The 20,767-nt window shown below is 39.9% G+C and carries 18 protein-coding genes; all 18 read right to left on the reverse strand.

What is annotated here, in order from left to right; translation table 11 throughout:
- The coding region (locus I4V84_RS18530; RefSeq protein ID WP_195993120.1) for an AAA family ATPase at positions 1-984 on the reverse strand (984 nt) is incomplete at its 3' end.
- Between the two features lie 29 nt (positions 985-1,013).
- Positions 1,014-1,985 (reverse strand): BadF/BadG/BcrA/BcrD ATPase family protein, encoded by a 972-nt coding sequence (locus I4V84_RS18535; RefSeq protein WP_195993121.1) that lies wholly within the window; start codon positions 1,983-1,985, stop codon positions 1,014-1,016.
- 14 nt (positions 1,986-1,999) lie between these two features.
- Positions 2,000-3,559, reverse strand: a complete 1,560-nt coding sequence (locus I4V84_RS18540; RefSeq protein WP_195993122.1) for an ADP-ribosylglycohydrolase family protein — start codon at positions 3,557-3,559, stop codon at positions 2,000-2,002.
- Between the two features lie 19 nt (positions 3,560-3,578).
- Positions 3,579-4,304, reverse strand: a complete 726-nt coding sequence (locus tag I4V84_RS18545) for a response regulator (protein WP_195993123.1) — start codon at positions 4,302-4,304, stop codon at positions 3,579-3,581.
- Positions 4,297-6,144 (reverse strand): histidine kinase, encoded by a 1,848-nt coding sequence (locus I4V84_RS20955; protein WP_207748697.1) that lies wholly within the window; start codon positions 6,142-6,144, stop codon positions 4,297-4,299. The genes I4V84_RS18545 and I4V84_RS20955 overlap by 8 nt, the downstream gene beginning before the upstream one ends.
- Before the next feature lie 56 nt (positions 6,145-6,200).
- A complete protein-coding gene (locus I4V84_RS18555; RefSeq protein WP_118577870.1) occupies positions 6,201-6,995 on the reverse strand; it encodes a carbohydrate ABC transporter permease in 795 nt (264 codons plus the stop codon).
- Between the two features lie 3 nt (positions 6,996-6,998).
- Entirely contained in the window at positions 6,999-7,895 is an 897-nt protein-coding gene (locus I4V84_RS18560; protein WP_118577869.1) for a sugar ABC transporter permease, read from the reverse strand.
- 64 nt (positions 7,896-7,959) lie between these two features.
- Positions 7,960-9,270, reverse strand: a complete 1,311-nt coding sequence (locus I4V84_RS18565) for an ABC transporter substrate-binding protein (RefSeq protein WP_118577868.1) — start codon at positions 9,268-9,270, stop codon at positions 7,960-7,962.
- A 506-nt stretch (positions 9,271-9,776) separates the two neighbouring features.
- A complete protein-coding gene (locus I4V84_RS18570; RefSeq protein WP_118577867.1) occupies positions 9,777-10,112 on the reverse strand; it encodes a response regulator in 336 nt (111 codons plus the stop codon).
- Between the two features lie 230 nt (positions 10,113-10,342).
- Positions 10,343-10,507 carry an IS110 family transposase gene (locus I4V84_RS19715; RefSeq protein ID WP_147422280.1) on the reverse strand — a complete coding sequence of 55 codons (165 nt, stop codon included), beginning with the start codon at positions 10,505-10,507 and terminating at the stop codon, positions 10,343-10,345.
- Between the two features lie 360 nt (positions 10,508-10,867).
- Complete coding sequence (locus I4V84_RS18575) at positions 10,868-11,137, reverse strand: hypothetical protein (RefSeq protein ID WP_195993125.1); 270 nt, start codon at positions 11,135-11,137, stop codon at positions 10,868-10,870.
- 257 nt (positions 11,138-11,394) lie between these two features.
- A complete protein-coding gene (locus I4V84_RS18580) occupies positions 11,395-12,018 on the reverse strand; it encodes a sugar O-acetyltransferase (RefSeq protein ID WP_195993126.1) in 624 nt (207 codons plus the stop codon).
- Positions 12,019-12,086: 68 nt separating this feature from the next.
- Positions 12,087-13,556: a glycoside hydrolase family 32 protein gene (locus I4V84_RS18585; RefSeq protein ID WP_118577864.1), complete on the reverse strand. Its 1,470-nt coding sequence runs from the start codon at positions 13,554-13,556 to the stop codon at positions 12,087-12,089.
- Positions 13,557-13,558: 2 nt separating this feature from the next.
- Complete coding sequence (locus I4V84_RS18590) at positions 13,559-16,030, reverse strand: GH116 family glycosyl-hydrolase (RefSeq protein ID WP_118577863.1); 2,472 nt, start codon at positions 16,028-16,030, stop codon at positions 13,559-13,561.
- A gap of 27 nt (positions 16,031-16,057) precedes the next feature.
- The gene (locus I4V84_RS18595) at positions 16,058-16,942 is read right to left on the reverse strand and encodes a carbohydrate ABC transporter permease (RefSeq protein ID WP_195993127.1); all 885 of its coding nucleotides are present in this window, start codon (positions 16,940-16,942) and stop codon (positions 16,058-16,060) included.
- Entirely contained in the window at positions 16,935-17,840 is a 906-nt protein-coding gene (locus tag I4V84_RS18600; protein WP_148463097.1) for a sugar ABC transporter permease, read from the reverse strand. The genes I4V84_RS18595 and I4V84_RS18600 overlap by 8 nt, the downstream gene beginning before the upstream one ends.
- A gap of 74 nt (positions 17,841-17,914) precedes the next feature.
- Positions 17,915-19,165, reverse strand: a complete 1,251-nt coding sequence (locus I4V84_RS18605; protein ID WP_118577859.1) for a sugar ABC transporter substrate-binding protein — start codon at positions 19,163-19,165, stop codon at positions 17,915-17,917.
- A gap of 256 nt (positions 19,166-19,421) precedes the next feature.
- Positions 19,422-20,411: a LacI family DNA-binding transcriptional regulator gene (locus tag I4V84_RS18610; RefSeq protein WP_195993128.1), complete on the reverse strand. Its 990-nt coding sequence runs from the start codon at positions 20,409-20,411 to the stop codon at positions 19,422-19,424.
- Between the last annotated feature and the right edge of the window lie 356 nt (positions 20,412-20,767).

Here is a 20,767-nt window from a genome sequence, read left to right on the forward strand (position 1 = left end):
CATATCGTTGGTAAAGCTTCCCGTATTAACCGGAATCCTTTCCCCTGCAATCATGCTCAAAACATCATCCTTCAGGCTATCAAAATTCATATCAATATAAACCCGCAGGGCCTCGAATGTTTCCGTCTGATTCCAGTAATTCTCTATTTTTCCGAAGAGCATACTGTTTACAACAGAACGCGGACTATAAACAGATGCCGCCATAGAAAATGAATATCCATCATACCAGGCTTTTACTTCTTCCATATCCATCCTGTATTTATGGCACAGATATTCCACTTCCACCTTAGTAAAACCCACATACGGTGCAAGAGGGCCTGGATTTATCATGGAAAATTCATCAAACATATTTAATGCAGAATGGGTTCCATATTTCTTTATTGGCAAAATACCCGTCATATACGCTAAGTGAATACATGCCTTATCCTTCAGCAAGTCTCTCAGGAAATCCAGGTATTTCTCCTGTGCTTCCTTATTCTGCCTGAACTCCCTGAAAATACAGTCCCACTCATCTATAATAACAACAAATGGACACTTCTCAGTCTCATAAATATCCTGCATGGATTCCACCAGATCCGTATCGTCAAAATAATCCACATCCGGATATTCTCGCTTCAGATCCCGCAAAACAAGTTTTTTTACCCGGTCAACCAATGCTTCAACACTATCGCTTCTACTCAGAAACTCCTGCATATTCAAAAAAATAGTATTATACTTATTTCTGTACTTTTCAAAATCAGGACTCTCAGATATTTCAAATTTGGAAAATATTTCTCTGGAATCACAGCCTCTGCTGTAATATGCCGTAAGCATATTCGCAGCCATGGATTTTCCAAACCTCCGTGGGCGGCTGACGCAGACATATCCCTGCAATGTATTCATTACCCGATTCGTGTATCCGATCAAACCAGTTTTATCTACATAGATTTCAGAATTTACACTTTTTTCAAAGCTCTCCATTCCCGGATTCAGATATCTGCCCATGGTTACCTCCTGTGTCCTACCTCTGACTCTTATATGCTATTATAAGACAAGTTGAAATTTTCAACAACAGGAAACTTCATCAACTGCACCGCCCCTTCCACAGGTCTTTTCGTGCACATATGCACCTCCAGTTTCCCCTGGCAAATACAGGAAAGAGCTTCCTTCAGCATCGACAGATACCCAGAAGAAGCAGCCTTGGTCATAATAGAGCCTGAAAGATATACCGGAATTTTCTCACCGGAAAAATTAAGCTCCCGAACTGCAGCATCGATGGTGTAGGCCGCGCACTTTATCATCTGATCTGCAAGAGCCTGCACCTCTGGATTAGAGCGCTCGAGAAGTTCAAAAAAAAGCTGGATGATCTTACGATGCAGAACCTTACATTCTGTATTCTCCCCGTCTTTCAAATCTGACCATGAATTTATAAAATCAACCTTACCGCCAAGATTCATCACTTTCATATATTCCATTACAAACGGTGTACTAACATCCTTTAAAATCAGGTTTTCGTAAACCTTGCGATACATTTGCATCACAATCCAATTTCCGCCCCCCGCATCCCCTGACCATTCATCCATTCCGGCCAGTTTGATCCGGTTACCTGAAGAATCAATTGCCGCACAGCACATCCCTGTTCCACAATTAAGAGAAACTCCCCACGCAGCCGGGTTCTCGGCTGCAATGGGGAGATATCCATCGTTAATTGCAAGAAAACGGGAAATGCCAGCTGAAGAGAAACACGTATCAGCCTGCTGCTGATCCCTGGCAGTATCCAGCCCGGAAATACCAGCCGCAACTGCCTCAATATCTGAAACAGTCAGTCCATTACGCTCCAGCAAAACATCTATGGAAGCTTTTAAAGCCAACGAAACATCTGCCCACCCATTTCCCAGAAGATCATGGTTCAGACAACCGCCCAGGTAGTAATCCACTACCTGGAAATGCTTATCCAGAAGCAGATATTCTGTCTTCGTTCCACCTCCGTCAATTGCAATATACATACTCTATATTCTCCTTATTTTCCCGCAAATAACACAACCTTCACAGGTCCGTTTGAATGTCTTCCTGTAAGGGAAACATCCACGATCAGCTCCAGCCGGCTGTCACTAAAGCCCTCTGTATTGATTTCAAATTCTTTTTCTGCACAGGAAAGATACAGGTTATTCAATGGCAGCTCTGCTGTAGATGCACCCACAGCAGTAGCTCCTTCTGGAAGATACAGCTTGATTTTTACCCACTGCTGCTCTCTCATGGTATTAGAATTTACAACCTTAATCTTAAACTTTCTGTTCTCGCCAGGTGTAAAGAAAACAGAATCCTCATAATCCACCATAACACTGAATGCCGGGAACTGATATCTTGCCACATAGGAAGAAAGAGCGCACAGATCACGGATTGGCAATTCCTCTGATTTCCCATTTCCATTGATCAATGGCAGATAATCTGTTGTCTTATTGCAGAACAGAGCCTCTTTTTCCAGGCATTCAATAGTCATTCCGCCCTCTGCAAAAGCATCGCAGAGATCCTGTCCCAGGAAGCCCGGAACTACACGAAGAATACGCTCTGCCAATTCTGTCGCCGTATCTGGAACCCAGATTCCATGACTTGTTTTATCAATACACATGGTTACAATTTTGTCATCAAGTGGTTTTGTCCATTTCTCCGGAAGTCCGGAAGCACCATAAATAATACCCAGAAGCGCGCCAAGAGTTGCGCAGGTACAGTCTGTATCTTCACCACAGTTATTGGCGATAATAAGACTCTTTCCGAAATCACCTTCTCCGTAGAGAAGACCAAGTACTACAAAGGCAACGTTTTCTGGTGCATCAAAGCCAGGCTCTCCAATCTCCATTCCCTCATTGTTTTCCTTTGGAATCTCACTCAGCTTGTATTCCTGGATACCAAAGGTTCCCGGCGCAGTATTGTGCACAATTTTTCTTGCTTCCAGATAATCAATGCCATTATGATAGCATTCTACGGTTTTACGGATTGCTCTTGCAACAGCGCAGTCCTCCGGAATATAGGAAAGTCCGATATCAATCAGTTTCTCACGGTCACTTTCTGCAAACGCAGCACTCTGAAGCGCAGCTGTGAAAATTTCACCATACATTCCCTCGTTTGCATGATCGACAATTGCATCCTCAAATGCATATCTGGTTGCAATTTCCGGATGTCCCGGTGCCAGACACGCCCAAAGTTCAGAACGGATCCAGCAGCCATTGCTGTTTTTATATGTATTGTCCACATCACCACACATAGGCGGAACAATTCCGGCTTTCAGATTTGCTTTTCCGGTTCCGTACTCAACCCAGTTTGGGATCACATAGGAAAGCCAGTAATCGCCAAGAATGGAGGCATTCACGTTTCTGCCATAGCGCTCCACTGCTGCCAGCCATACGATCTGAAGATCCAGATCATCATTTGCAGGTGGTCCCATGGAAAGATCCTGGATATAGAAATCCACATCAGGAACCATTCTCTTACACTCAAAAGGTGCACCAAGAACACCGCCTACATTTTTTCCTGCCCAGCATCCAGCCAGTTTGTCACGGAACTCGTTTAATTTTAAAACCATAATTTTACCTCCCATATGTTTATTTTCGGAACTGTGAAGGCGTTTCTCCTACAATTCCCTTAAATATTTTCGTAAAAATACGATAATCACTAAAACCAACTTTCTCTGCCACAGCTGTGATTGGCTCGTTGGTTTGTCTCAGATAAATTTTAGCTTTTTCCACACGTGCCTGGTTCAAATACGCATGATATCCACATCCCAGCTCCTTTTTAAACAGCTGGCTGATATAATTGGGATTCATATTCATATTTTCTGCAAGCAGAGTCAGCCGCATATCCTCATTCTCGAGATTTTCATTGATATAACCGACTATTTTTTTCAACGTTTCAGATAATACAGGCTGCCGGTTTGGATTCTCCATTATTTTCTGGACAATTCCCTGAATAACTTCCCCGAAAACATCGAAATCAATAGGTTTCAGAAGAAAGTCCGAGACACGAAGCCTTAAAGCCTCCTGACAATAGGAAAACTCATCATATCCGGTAACCACGATCATATAAATCGGATGATCCCCCGGAGCCGTATCCTGAATAGCGCGTATTGCCTCCAGGCCATTCAGCTTGGGAAGATTGATATCCATGATCACAATATCCGGCTTCAGTTCACGCGCTTTCTCCACAGCCTCCTGACCATCCATAGCCGTCCCTGCAATCTCACACTGATATTTTTCCCAATCAAAAAGCAATTTATAGCCTTCCAGAATAGCAGCCTCATCATCCGCTAAAAGTACTCTGCAATTATTCATGTCTTTCACTCGCTGTCTTAATTTTTATTTTTACAGTAGTTCCTCCGGTTTTATTTCGCGTATAAATGACCTCTGCATTTGCCTGATAATAAAGCTTCAGTCTGCTGATCACGTTGATCACGCCCAGATGTGTGCGGTCTCCCTGACTTTGGGTCTGCACCCGGTAAAGAGCTTCACTGTCTTTTGCATTATACGCATTTAATTCTTCCATTTTGTCATCCGGAATTCCAATTCCATCATCAGAAAGCCAGATATCCAATTCGCTGTTATCCTGTTCATTTACACAGATTCTCAGCGTAACCGAGCCCTGATACCGTCTGTCCTTCAAACCATGCATCAGACTGTTTTCCAGCAATGGCTGCAAAATAAAATTGGGAATTTCCATATCCATTGCTTCCGGCATAATATCCGAGTGATACCTGATCTCAGGGTACCGATAACACATCAGACTCATATACGCATCCAGCATATCCACTTCTTTTCTGACCGTCACCATAGAATCATGCACCTTGGTGCTCAAGCGGTAAAAGCTGACCAGCTTCATCAGCATCTGTGATACTTCCGTATCCTTATTGATCGCCGCCTTCAACCGGATCATATCCAGCGTGTTGTAAAGAAAATGAGGATTGATCTGCTGTTTCAGATACAGCATAGCCATTTTCTGTTCGGAAATTTCAGCCTTCTGAAGCTGATCCCTTGCCTGATATTCCGAAATAACCAGATCATTGAGACGGCGGATCATTTTGTTAAAGGAATCCTTCAATACGCCAACCTCATCCATATACCCCACATCATACTGCCTGGTAAGATCTCCTGGCTGGAAATTCTGGATATCAAGGGAAAAATCCGTAAGTCTTTTCAGATTTTTCCTGGTAAAACCATATACACAGAACAATACAACAAGTGCACTTATCGCAGTGATTATAATACAGGTTATCACCAAAATATTTAATTCATCATAAATGGATTCATATGTTTTCAGAGTGATCAGAAGCATGTTGCTGTAATCGGAACGCTGATACGCACAGAGATATTTTTCCTGATTTAATGTCAGACTAAAAGATCCTTTTGCGCCATTCATATGATCCAGTAGCTCTGGATAGACATCCTTCAGATTTTGGCTGATGATCCTCTCATTGGAACTGCATGCAATATTGTTATTTTCGTCAGCAACAATATAGGAAATATTATCCTCCAGATAATTGCTGCATATTTTCTGCAAAGTAAGGATAGGGGTTCGCAGTGCAATATAACCGATTACCTCAAAGGGGGAAAAACTGCGGATGGGACGGACCAGATAAATATTATTCTCCTGGAAAATGTTCTTTGTATAAGTCTGTGTGTACTTAAATCCCTCAGGCAGCGTACCCACATACATATGGCATCCCGAAATATTTGTAGAAAGGTCAGAATTTATCTTTACATCCTGAAAAAAAGATTCTACATTCCAGTCAAATCCCAAAAATGGATTCCAGGTATCACTGTAAAACACCATATCCTCATTATTAAAAATATAAATTCCCCGCACATCATCCCTGATTGAAATCATAGAAGAATAGAGTTTTGTAAGATACTCTTCGTTCTCCATTTTCTCATCAAAAGAATAATCAGTACCTTTCAGAATATCCTGCACCATCTGATCGGAAAACGCGATCAGCGAAACCCTTCCCATATCTTTCAGAGTATTATCAATCGAACTTAGGGTATTGGAAATATAGACCTTCATCATCTGTGCATCCCGGTCAATATGGTACTCCACATTCAGCTTTAAAGTTGCCACAATACTTAAGATACAGGCAATGATAAAGATTCCAATATTCGTAATGCTGATACGTTTCACAATACTAAGCGTCTTGTGCGAAGAATTTTTTTTCATAAAACAGGCCGTCCTTTAGCTTAACCCTTCACAGCTCCTGCAGTAAGTCCTGCCATCAGCTGCCGGGATGCAAAGATATAGAAAACCGCAATCGGCAAAAGACAGATAATACACGCTGCAAACAGGTTATTAATAGTAAAGCCGGAACTGGAAGTTGTCTGTGCAAACCGAAGCGGCACAACAGAAAGCGGCTGTTTCGAAGTATCATTAATGAAAATGATCGCCATCTGAAGTTCATTCCATGCAGATAAAAAGGTCTGGATCAGTACAAAAACAAGACCTGGTTTTGCAATTGGAAGCATGATCTGTATAAATGTAGTCCACTTATTTGCACCATCGATTTTCGCTGCATCGATCAGTTCATCCGGCAATGCATTGTAGTAGTTGGTCAGAACCATAAGATTAAAGCAGGCACTTGCTGTGGCATATGGAAATACCAATGACCATCCGGTATTGTTCAGATGAAGTCCCCTTACGATCTGATAAAGCGGAAAGATTAATGCAGATGTAGGGATCATCATACCTGTAAGAATCAGATAATAAACAGCCTGCTTATGTGGAAATTCCAGTTTGGAAAATGCGTATGCTGCCATGGAAACTACAATTGAGACAACAATAAGCGTTCCTCCTACCACAATGATACTGGTAATAACATTTGGAATCAAGTTGAAATATTCAAACACCTTTGCGTAGTTTCCAAAGCCACTTACAGCCAGTGATTTTTCCAGCATCAGATACAGTGGAAAGACCAGGATGACCAGCAGAACCACACAGATAACCTGAGTGATGATTTTATATGGTAATGAATTTTTCATCAGCTAGCTCATCTCCTTCTTGTCTTTTTTGTAATAAATCTTCAGCTGAATAACCGTCAGCACCATGGCGATCAGGAACATATATACAACAATGGTAGATGCCTGTCCCTGCTGAAAGGTGCTAAAGGATTTCGTGTATATATATGTGGAAAAGGTCTCAGTAGCATGAGCCGGACCGCCATCTGTCAATACATAAGAAAGATCGAAAAACTTCAGAGCACCCAGAATATCCAGAATGATCAGGGTAATATGAGTACCGCGAAGAAGCGGAAAGGTTATGTAGATAAACTGTTTAAAGCTTCCTGCTCCGTCGATGGTTGCTGACTCATAAAGATCCTGGGGAATATTCAGCATATTTGTGTAGTACATCAGCATGCTGTAACCGGTCCACTGCCAGATATTTACAAACAAAAGACAGGCAAGTGCAGTTTTTGGCGTTGCAAGCCACTGCTGACAAAGGAAATCCAGATGAAGTGCCCGCAGGATCACATTCAGGTAACCACGGTTTGTTTCGAAAATTTTCGAAAAAACAGTACCAACAATTGTGGAGGTACAGATTGCAGGTAGATAAAAAAGAATCTTATATAATCCGGAAAGTTTTATTTTTCTGATAAAAAAGGATGCCAGCATAAGTCCAAGTGCTGACTGAATAACTGTAGTAGATATTGCAATAATGACAAAGTTTCGAAATGTTTTCTGCATTACGGAATCTGCCCAGAGTTTTTTGTAGTTTGCGAAACCTACGAAAACTTTTTCCACACTGATTCCGTTCCAGTCATAAAAACTGATCACAATATTATAAATTATGGGATAAGCGAAAAACACAAGGAACAGTGTCAAAAGGGGAAGTACGAACAGGAAGCTGGTAAAGCAATCCTTCCTTCTTCTAGCTGAAGCCATAATTTTCCTCCTTTTTATAAAAGGCTGCCCAAAGTGAGGGCAGCCTTATTATACTTAATAAAATTTATCTTTCCTGTGCCTGGGAAGCTGCTTCAATCGTGTCTGCTGCCTCTTCTGGTGTAACATCTCCCAGAGCAAGTTCTGTAAGCTCATTGCTGATTGTCTCTTTCAGCTCTGCATAAGCCATTTCTCTGTATCCGCCTACATTATTTTTACCCTGCTCTACACAGTATTCAAGATTTTCAGTACCATTCTCGTTCAGACCTTCTACATTAAGCTCCATGTCGTTACGTGCCGGCATGTACTGTAACTGTCCGTTTACAAGAGTATCTGCGCCTTCATGAATCATCCAGTCAACAAATGTCCATGCTGCATCTTTTACCTTGGACTGATTATTAATTGCAAGGGATACGTCAACAGCTTCTTCAACCGGAGCGATCTTGCCATCGTTATTCCAGTCCATCAGGAAAATTTTATGGTTCGCGCCCTCGCCATTGTAAACCTCCTGGCTCTGCTCATCACTGTCCATATAAGCACCAAGTGACCAGGAACCATTCAGGATCATTGGAACAGATCCCTCTTTCTGATACATATCTGTGGAATCTGTGTACATTCCAACTCCAAGTGCTCCATCCTGGAAAACACCGTCTGTGAAACAGTTCTGCCAGATCTGGAAGGACTGAACAAGATCTTCATCTGTAAATGGAGTCTCGCCTTCAATTGCGGAATACAGCTTCTCAGTATTAATATCGGCCGCAATATTCATCCAGGTATCAATGTTGATCCAGGAATCTTTCGCTCCGATCACCAGAGGATATTCTCCATTGTCACGGAATGTCTTGCAAACCTCTTTCAGTTCATCATAATTAGTTGGAAGCTCCAGGCCATATTTATCAAAGTATTTCATGTTTGCCCATACATATCCTGCATAGCTAAGTCCCAGAGGAACTGCATAATACTCGCCGTCATCGCCTTTAAGGAGAGACATTGCGTATTCGTTATAATTGGAAGCCCAGTCATCACCATATTCTTTTACCAGATATGGAGTGAGATCTTCTTCAAAGTCACGGAATTCTTTATACATTGCTCCGGTCTGAACTCCATAAACATCTGCAGCATCTCCTGCTGAAAGATCAACTTTCAGCTTCTCTACATGATCTGTATACGGCATAAAAGTATAATCAATCTGAATGTCCGGATGCTCCTCTTCGAATTTCTCCAGCATTGCATGTGTATATTCCTCATCTCCAGGGTTCCAGGTCTGGAATTTTACAACTGTTTTCTCTCCGCTGTCGCCCTCTGCGAAGACCATCTGTGCCGGTACAAGTGAGGCCATAACGCCTGCCATTAAGATGCATACCATTTTCTTTTTCATGTTTTAATTCTCCTTTCATTTAAGAATCACGTTTATTTTATTTGACTATAATTTATCATTTCCATCGTTGTTTCGATAGTCATTTTTATTATGAAAATGTGTCAAAAAATTAGTTTCCTATATATTTTAACCATATCCATTGAGGAACCTCTGCAAAGCATACACATGGTATGATCCCGCAAAGAGCACAAATCATTTTATGAATTTACAGGAATTTCTGAATATTTCTCTTGAGAAAGCAAAAGAAAATGCACTCCCCCCGTGTACTGGCTACCTCCTTCAGAGATATCATTGAAGAATGATTTCCCCTCACTCGCCACTTAGTACTCCGCGCACTTGAAGCGGAGGAATGCTTATCTGCGTTCAATCTGTGTTCACTGTAAAGAAAAGCCGTCCAGGCTTTGTGTATATGTTCACAAAAACCTGGACGGCTTTCCTTTTATTCTATAAATCATCCCGCAGTTTTATGATTTTGTTATCTGCCAAACACTACTTCAGCGCAGTGATCATTTTGTTTCATCCAGGAGCTTCGACAGATGCATATTCATTCCTGCCAGCTTACAGTTGATAATATCTTCTGCAAAAGCATTTGCAGACATGGCAATGATCGGAACAAACTCTGCGTCTTTTCGATCCAGATTTCGGATAGCTGCTGCATCCAGACCATTCATAACCGGCATCTGAATATCCATAAGAATCATCTTGTAATAATCAGCGTCTGCCTTTTCAATCATATCAACACATGCAACTCCATCATTTGCAGTCTCAACAATACATCCTTCTTCCGCTAATAGTTCTGTTGCGATCCAGAAGCTAATATTCTGTCTTCGTTCCACTTCCATCAATTGCAATATACATACTCTATATTCTCCTTATTTTCCCGCAAAAAAACAACCTTCACAGGTCCGTTTGAACGTCTCCTACTTTCCATTACGGTTATGCAAAATTTGGAGAAAGGAACCTTTTTGTCTATGTTCAGCCCTTTTTTAATTTTTATCATAGCATGAATTTATTTTCAGAACAAGAAAGAGGAAAGGTTTTGCACTATTTACGCAAAAAAAGCCGCCAGCTTCTAAAGCCAACGACTTTTTCTGTAAATAATATTGAAAAAACCATGGTAGGGTAGGAAGATTCCAGCTGTGATCAGCCATGTAGCCAGTGTAAACCAGTAGTGGCCAGTCGTTTCAAGCCCCAGGACAATCTGGCTTTTTCTATTCTGTACTGCAAGCTCCAGCATTCATGCTTTAGCTGCTTCAAAGCCCTCTGCCATGTCACTGAATTCAAATGCTTTTCTGCTTAATTCCCTTCCTCGGATGTCGATTGCCCTTATATAATGAGTTTCACTGCCTGATTTTCTACATTTGCTTGCTTTTTTGTCTTATTTGCTTTAACATTCATTTAAGATACCTCTTGTACTTTAGATTTTTACTAACTGCCCGGTCAGTAATAATCTAAATTTACTTGAGGTATTCTTTTTGGTCAATTCCTTTTACTCTTTAAAGTATACAGGACGCTCCTAGAAATTTATTTTCATATAAAACAACAGAGCTGTATATTACCTGTAATCTCAGAATATACCGCTCTGCTGTTTATACATTTATTCACTTTTGACTGTCAGATCTTTCCCCCATCTATATTTCTTATAATTTAGGTACACAACCGGGATCTTTACAATTTCATCCAGACTGATGATAAAGTAAACTGCAAGCACTGGAAGTTTCAGTACAAATGCAGCAATCACCCTAAGATACAGGGAACCTCTCCAGATCAAGACCAGGTCATTTGTAAAAATTCTCATCAGCATTCCCGAAAGCAGCAGTGCAGATAAGGTAAAGATTAGTGATATCACAGTTGTAACTTTCGTCACAAAGGCGAATATCCTCTCTACTGCCAGAATATCTCCCTTGCCCTAGTACTGGACAGCTATAAGAGAAAGACCAATAGTCATAGCTTCTAGAAGCAGGCTGTGAATAAAAGTAACCTGTCCTGCCAGAGATACCGCTGACAGTGAATCCTAAGAAATTACGCCAAGCATCAGACGCACTGACAAGGGCTAGCATAAACTGTTGGAATGCTATGGGCATTACCAGACTTATAAGCTTTCTGGTAAATACCGGAGCTCTTTTATTTCTCATTTATTTTTGCCCATGCTTCCTCATCGAATTTACAGTCTTTAAAATAATATGGCCTGTCCGCATCAGTAATCTCACGAATCACGCGGCAAGGATTTCCAGCGGCACATACGTTGTCTGGAATATCCTTTGTAACCACGCTTCCCGCACCAATCACAACGTTGTTTCCAATCCTTACTCCTGGAAGGACACAGCAGCTTCCGCCAATCCACACATTATCCCCGATGGCGATAGAAATTCCATACTCAAATGCTGAATTCCGACTCTCCGGATGAATAGGATGTCCAGCTGTGTAAATACCTACATTTGGTCCAAACAATACGTTGTTTCCGATAGTAATTTTTCCCACATCCAGCATTACACAGTGAGTATTGGCATAAAAATTCTCCCCAACTTCAATATGGTTTCCGTATTCGCAGTAAAACGGCGGCTCAAAATATACATTTTCCTTATGTTTGATTCCTGCACGTTCCAGACATTCCATACCTTTTTCCAATTCAAAAGGCATTGTCTCATTATACTCCCTAATGGCTTTTTTGGTTTCTTTCTGCTGTGATGTAACTGCGTCATCGGCAATGTACGGCATTTCATGATCTCTTCTGTAAACGTTGTCCATTTTTTGATTCCCCACATATTTTATTCGAATGAAACAAGCAGCCAGTACCTTATAACTTTACAGACTTCTTACACTTCCCATGATGAAGTAAGAAAATCTATCTGCACATAATCCACTACTGCTTTTTTATACGGTGTGCGGATCCAGCACTCTGTTTGGTTTTCTTCCGGATACACGTTTGTTGTAATGCACTTTTCTCCATGATTTACATACACCTCAACACTGCTGTGATCAACCAAAATGCAAAGTTCCAGATAATTATCATGCAGCTCAAATGGACAGTTCATTCTGCCACCTTCATAGTGGTCTCCGTAGCTCTTATCCAGAGTAATAATCTTAGACAGAAAATCAATCTGAATTGCCGTATAACTGGATTCTTTTCCAAGGACACAAATCTCCAGATTTCTTGATTCAATCTTAGTAATATCTAATTTCAAAATTATACGATTACTTCTGTTTGGATCATCATATAACTTGATTGCTTTTTCACCAATTTCCATGTCTGTATAGGTAACAGTCTGCGAAATCAGAGATTCAACTTCCTTTACCGGATACATACACAAGTTGTTTTCACTATCCAATTGTACTTTACGCGGTACACTCAGACAGCCTCTCCAATTTTCCAGACTGGTTGGACCCCAGTCTATACACCAGGGCATCCACAGCCATCCATTCTGCCATGCAATCAACACTCTGTTTCCTTCTTTGTCTGTAAATGACTGTGGAGCATAATAATCAAATCCCACATCCATATTACCCATTTTTTCAATTGTGTAAATACAATTTTCAAAATCCATTGTTCCTACACAATAAAGAGATTTATTATAATCAGGATGATTCATAGGGGAACATGTAACTACCCATTTTCCATTCAGTTCAAACATATCCGGACATTCCATCATAGTTCCCAGTTTACCATTGGACTCCAGCACATTTCCCTTGTACTTCCAATTATAAAGATCATCCGATTCATACAGGCAAATACGGCCATCTCCATCAAAAGTAGCACTTCCTATGCAACCACCAACAACCATATACCATTTTCCATTGTGTTTAAACACCTTCGGATCACGAAAATCATTGGAAAATCCCTGCGGTGGTTCTTTGATCACTGGATTATTTGGGTATTTTTCAAAAGTCATGCCGTCCTTCGACGTTGCAATGCACTGTGTCTGATGTACAACTCCGTCAATTTGCGTTGTTGCCGTGTAAAAAAGGAATAAGACACCATCTTTCTCTACAGCGCTTCCAGAGAAGCAGCCACCTTCTGGATGGCAGTCATACTCTTGATCCGGCTTTAATGCAACCGGCATATCCTTCCAGTGAATCATATCCTCACTGACAGCATGTCCCCAATGCATCGAATCCCATTTGCAGCTCTTAGGATTATACTGGTAAAAAAGATGATAAAGTCCTTTATAATATACTAGCCCATTGGGATCATTCATCCAGGAAACCGGCGGCGTAAAATGATATCTTTGCCGCCATTTCCCTTCAGTTTCTGATCTTTTAAGGGCTCTTTCAAGAGCCTGCTCCATAATTATTCTACCTTTACATCATCAATATTTCCATATAATACGGTTACTTCTTTCTTGACTTCTCCCTTATCGTCAATTGTCTGATGATAAGTTCCCCAGCCTTTTCCATTGATCCAGAATGTTGTATAATCCTTTTCATTAATTACAGGTGCAAATGACATTGTCTTATTTACCATATCACAGCTATAGCCTGCCAGTGTTGGAATCAGGGAATAACTGGACATTGGTCTGATATAATGATGACCTGCTTCTGTCTCACTCCATGGGCATCTCTTATAACCGTCATAACGATCTCTGATAGCCTTGATAATTGTAAAAGCCTCTTCAATCATACCTTCTTTAATCATAGTTACAGCAACCTGATATTCAACTCCGGTCCATACCTCATCGCAATATGCAAATGGGAATCTCGGTCTTCCACCTTTCGGCCATGAGCAGAGAACCAGCCCTGCCTCGTCATTCAACGCATATGTTCTCTGTACATTAGGAACATCATCCATGCATTCCTTGAAATTATATTTATAAATAGACTGCAAAGCCTTCTTTACATGAGCCTTTGGAAGCACATAGCCAAGTCCTGCTGCCTGAGCCATGAACTGACCAAGGAGCTGATCTGTAAGACAACCAATACCATACTGATAGCGATATGCGTCTACGTCTTCAAGTTCCTGAATATAATATTCACCGTTAAACAACTTCTCGTCAACTAATACAGAAGCCTTTTCATACAAAGCACGATATTTATCTGCAATATCCTGTTTACCAAGATGTTCTGCCATTTCTACAACACCCTTGATAGCACCCAGATAAATGGTGTTTGTCATTGTATTTGGACCATAGAACTCAATGTCATATGTGACATGCATTTTTCCATCCAGAACACCGTCTCCATCTGTGTCCCACTCTTTAATAGAGAATTCCAGCGCTTTCATCATATTGTCCCAGATGCCTTTAAGGAATTCATCATCACCAGTGTATTTCCACTCTCTGTAAATTCTGAGAATAGAACCAAATTCTCCATCGCAGGCTGGAATCATATCCCATCTGCTTTCTCCCAGACATTTTCTTGCACGGAAAGGCATGCATCCATCATCATCCAGTTCTACGTTAAACTCTACATTACGCATTGTAATTTCAAGTTCTGGGAACAGATTTGCAACAGCAGTTGCATAGTTCCATACATGGTTAACATTTCCCTGTCCGCATCCAACGTAATCGCGAATACCTTCCCATCCAAGGAAATTGCCATTTTCAATACGGAAGCAGCAATGGCTCTTCATTGACATAATATTTGAGGCAACTGCATCAATAACATATGCAGGAAGTGATGTGTTAAATAATGCATTCTCAAAATCTTTGGATTTTCCTTCAAGATAGTCTTTCTTGTCTACTACATATTTACTTACATCCCATGCATCCTTAAATAAAGTAGCATAATAGTTACGGATAATGTCATAACCACCATTTCTGTAGCGCTCTAAATCAGCATCATACTCAATCCAGCCCTTAGGACGATTCGGGAAATACCAGGAAATTAAAAATTCAAATTCTTTTTCCTCGTTTGGCTTGATTGTTTCAGAACAACAGATAGAACTGATTCTCTCCTTCAGATTTAAGAAACTGAAGTCATAATGAGCAAGAAGGTCACATCCTTTTGCTTCAATTTCCTCTTCTTCTGTTAATTTTCCATCTTCAACAAAATCATCCCAGAAATCCTGTGCGTTATCTGTCCACTGACCATGAAGCCATTTCTTTCTGCTGATTCCACTTTCATTTGTAGTTGCAATTGACATGGAACCAAATTTCATATCTTTCTCTGTAAGATTTTTTGCTTTATAATACCAGCCTTTTAATCCAGCTTCTTCACGATATTCATTTTCAACCTGATCTACCAGTTTAACATTATTGAAAACATCATATCCATCAAAGCCAACTACATTCGCCATTGTACCAACAACAGACACATCAATAGGTTTGTTTGTCGGGTTAGACACTTTATATTTTATAATTGCTGTTGGAATACCAGAATTGTCTGCATCCAGCGGAATAAAAGGTGTATACGCTTCCATACGAACCTTTACCGGAACTTTACTGTCTTCCAAATCTACATAAACAAATGGCTGCTTTCCAACCATTTTGGATTTTTCAAATCTTGGAATTCCTGCTAACTCGCCATTCAGAAATCCATGGGATTTATAAAATGGGGGTTTGATTTTTGATTCAAGAATTCTGCTTACAGGTTCTTCTCCCTCTTCCTTTGTACGAATTGCAAAGAAAGAGAATGGTACAAACTGTCCCTTTCCAGGCCAGTTAAAAATTTCCCAATCTAATAACTGTCCTCTTGCACCTACTGCAATGTTTCCTGTTCCGATTCCACCAAGAAGGAATTTTGCCACGTTTGCATCTCCCTGATAAGAAATCTCTCCGCCTGTTTCAAACAGCTCAACCTTGGAATGTAATAAATCTTTGTTCATGTCATTAGCCTCCTGTTATATTATTTATTATCCTTTCACTCCTACATGGGTCATACTCTTGACAATCCATTTCTGTCCAATCAGAAATACAATAAGAACTGGCAGAATAGCAAGAACTACTGCTGCAAATACTACATTGTCTCCTGTTGAGAACGGCTGTTTTATTGACAAAATTCCGACTGGAAGTGTAAGTTTCTCCGTATCATTGATCATAATAAATGTTGTAAAATAATCGTTCCAAGAATATGTAAACACAATAATTGCTAACGATGCCAATGTTGATTTCGCCATTGGCAGCATAATTGAAATAAATGTTCTGATTGGTCCTGCGCCATCAATTGCAGCTGCTTCATTCAATTCTTTAGGAACTCCCATAAAGAACTGTCTCATCATAAAGACTCCAAATGCACCTGCCAGACCGGGACAACTTGCACCGAAAATTGATGGAAGCGTAACTGCCCAGGATGTGTTAATCACTCCTAGCATCGTCATGATCTTGTACAGTGCTACAATCGTAACCTGAACTGGAACCATCATTGCAACCATCAGCAATGCAAACATAATATTTTTTCCTGGAAAATCAAACTTTGCATATGCATATCCTGCAATAGCACCATGCAGACTCATGCCAAGTGTAATAATCACACTTATTTTTAAGCTGTTCTTCATAAATACCAAAAACGGAATAGTATTTGAAAATAATTTTTTAAAATATCCTAATCTCATTTCTGTAAAAAATGGAGGCAGCCATTTAGGTGGTAATGAAATTGCTTCACTATATGTTCTGAATGATGCTGAAAGCACCCAAAGAAATGGTGCAATCATCAAAAATGCTATACCAAACATGATAATAGTCAGCAGGATATGGCTTACTTTTATTGTTTTCCCAAATAAATGTATTTTCTTATTCATAATGCACCCACCACCTGCTTCCTACAAATTGAAATACCGTTACAATACCAATAAGAATCAGAAGCATAATTGATAGTGCCGACGCTGTTCCATAATCAAACGATGTAAATCCCTTTTCAGCAATCAACATAACCAAGCTTCTTGATGAATCTCCCGGTCCTCCGTTCGTCAATACATAAATAGATTCATATATTCTCAGTGCGCCTGTTACATTCATAACAAGAACAAAAAATATCTGTGGTGATGCTACTGGAATAATTATCTTAAAAAAGCGCTGTACTACATTCGCGCCATCAATGCTGGCAGCCTCCAAAAGTCCCTGGTCTACATTCTGTAGTCCTGCTAATATCAAAAGCATTGACATGCCAGAGTTTTTCCAGGTATCCAGAATCAAAACAGACAGTTTAGAATAAGCCTGATCATTCAACCATCCAATTTTAGCGATTCCAAGTTGTCCCAGATAATAGTTGATAACCCCTGCGTCCGTCTGAAAAAAGGCTTGCCAGATAATTGCCACAAACGTTAGTGCCACTAATGATGGAAAGAAATAAATAGATCTAAAAAATACCGTTATTTTTTTTGGCAGAATATTATCAACCAGCACAGCCAAAATAAGTCCTATTGCTGTATTTCCCAATGAACAACATATGGTGTACCATAAAGTATTTTTCAGAGCAGTTAAAGATCTGACATCTGTAAATATTTTTTTATAATTTTCCATCCCTACAAAAGTACTGGCACCTGTAAACACGTTGTATTTGTGAAACGAAATTACAATTACCCATATAATTGGAATGAGTACAAAGCACATAAAGCCAATAAATGATGGAAGTGTAAAAAGATACGCTGCTTTTAACTCTTTTTTATCCCATTTATGTCTGTTTTTCTTCTTATTCACCGATTTTTTCCTCCTTTACGGATAAAACGGTCTTACAGTATGCCAGGAGGATAAATCCCTCCTGGCCATATCTTTTACTGAATTGCGCTCTCAATCTGAGCCTGCGCTTCATCCATTGCTGCCTGAGGTTCTTTCGCTCCAGAGAACACCTCCTCCAACTCACGTAAGAAAGTCTGCTCAAGATCTCCGAAATAACTTGGAGCCGCAATTGGATCTGCAATTGTAACTGCTTTCCAGATTCCCATAATATTATCAGGGCATGTTCCCATAATATCTGTAGATGTTGCCAATGCTTCTGTTGGCGGTACCTGCTGGCCACCTGCTGCAACAGCTGTTAATGTTTCATCAGATACCATTTCTTTTAACAGCTCAATTGCAAGATCCTGATGCTCTGTTGTGGAACCAATGCACCATGCAGATCCTCCATATACAGAACCGTCTTTCTCTTTTACCGGCCACTGAACGCAATCAAAATCATCATTTGTTAATCCTGCATCCTGCCAGGTATTTAATACCCAACGACCAGCACCAACCATAGCAACCTGATTATTTGCAAACATGGAGTATCCGTCTGAGCTGATTGGTTCTGGACAAATACCATCTTTATACATACCATTTAAGAAATCTACTGCTTCCACAATACCTTCACTGTTAACAGTAGGTGTCTCGCCATCCTCACCAACTAATGCTGCATTGTTAGTTGACCACCACGGTGTAAGCTGGAAATAAGTGCATGGGAAACAAAATCCGTAAACACCATCCTTGGTAAGCTTCTCAGCAGTTTCTCTGAACTGATCCCATGTCCATCCATCCTGTGGATACTCTAAACCAGCATCATCAAACATATGCTTATTATAATAAACTACCATTGTCTGAGTTCCGTTCGGGAGACCATACAGAGAATCATTTACAGTAAAACCTTCAAGTAAAGATGGTGCATACTGATCTTTCTTAGCCGTAAGTTCTTCATCATCTGTAATAATGTCATCAAGTGGTACCAGTAAATCATTACTTACAGCCATATTAACAGCTTCCAGACCAAGGCTGATTACATCCGGAGCTTCTCCTGAAGTACACATGGTAATCCATTTCTGAATAAAGTCTGACCATGACTCAACCGGTACACAAGTCTGTTCCACCTTTACATTTGGATTTTCCTCATTAAAACGAGCAATGGCATCATTTGCAATCTTTTCCTCATCAGTATTTCCCCAGTTTAATACTCTAAGAGTCACTTCATCTTCTGCATGAACAATAGTAGCTGCTGACATAGACATTGTTGCTATAAGACTTAATGCAATCGCTTTTTTCATCATTTTTCTCATTCTAAAACCTCCATACCTTAACGTGGAAAGGTTTCCACATTTGTGTTTTAAAAAGAATTTCCTTTCAGAAATCCTTAGCTCCAATACATTATTTGATACGAGTTACCTAGATGTGCGCTCATCCTTTATGGTTACGAGTATATACTCTGCTCTTATTTTTGTCAATAGTTTTATATGGAATCCGTTCCATTTTTATATATTTTATTTATTTTGCACAAATTCAATTAGGATAAATTGTAACACTTTCTTCCACGTTTTATTCTTTATCATCTGTCGTATCTCCCAGAAGTAACGTAGGCTCATAAAACACTTTTTTATTATGATACTTTTTCCCCTGTATCATATTAAGCAAAATATTAACTGCACGTTTTGCCAGCTCCTCAATAGGCTGCTGTACAACAGTCAGGTTCATAACTCCAACTTTCGCTACATAAGTTCCATCATAAGCTACTACCTTTACATCTCTTGGAACTTTTTTCTTGCGTTTTAATAGCTGTCTTATACATGCAATTGCTACCATATCCACTGCAAAAATCCCATCAATATCCGGATACTTATCCATAAGCATATCTGCCATTACATCATACTGTCCATAATCAAAATCATTCCAGTCCATTTCATGGGAATAAACAGTCACACCACGTTTTTTCATGTATCGCTCAAACTCATAATGCCTTTCATGTGACGGAGAATCAACTACTCGAGCGCCTTGAATCTGTAACACACAACGACAATTATTTCTAACCAATTCCTCTGCCGCCAATTTTCCGCCAATCTTATGATTTGTTGAAACAACAGGAATATTTTCACCCCAAAAACGATCCAACGCAACAATGGGTCCCTGCACACCTTGATATTCCTCAAAATCCAGCATATGGCTTCCTGCTATGATCCCATCCACAATATGTCTGTTCAACATATTAATGTATTCTTTTTCGTAGTTCTGCTCACTGTAGGTACTACAGATCATTGTCTTATATCCCTTTTTCATTAGTTCTGCTTCAGCATATAAAACTACCTCTGCAAAAAACGGATGTGATATTTTGGGAATAATAATTGCGACAATTCCACTTTTCTTACTTAACAAATTTCTTGCAAGTTCATTTGGAATATAATTTAATTCTTTCATTGCGGTCTCTACTTTAATTCGTGTCTCATCCGATACATACCCTGTAGAATTTAAAACCCTCGATACCGTACCAACACCAACTCCAGCCTTCTGTGCTACTTCTTTTATACTAGCCAAACAATCGCCTCCTTCACTTTCATACAAACTATTTTTCTTCCTGTTATTATGTTGTATTTCTTATTGTATGTAGCAACAGTATATCATTTGCCATTTTACATTACAATCTTTTTTGGATGTTTTTTACAAAATTAAAGTCTTAAAATTCATTTTATGCAATAATTTACACAGTTTATTTCAATTAATTTTTATCAAAATGAAAATTGGATAAAAAATTGAACATCGAGAAATCGAGTAGGAGGCGGTGACTAACCGCCGTCCTCTCACAGCACCGTACGTCAGACTGTCTAACAATTAAGAAAAATGCTATAATAAAACTACCAAATACAGTATCGTAGGGGGATTCGTTATGGCAT

The organism is Ruminococcus sp. 1001713B170207_170306_F1 (genome assembly GCF_015668065.1).
In the GTDB taxonomy this organism is placed as follows: Bacteria; Bacillota; Clostridia; order Lachnospirales; family Lachnospiraceae; genus Blautia_A; species Blautia_A faecis.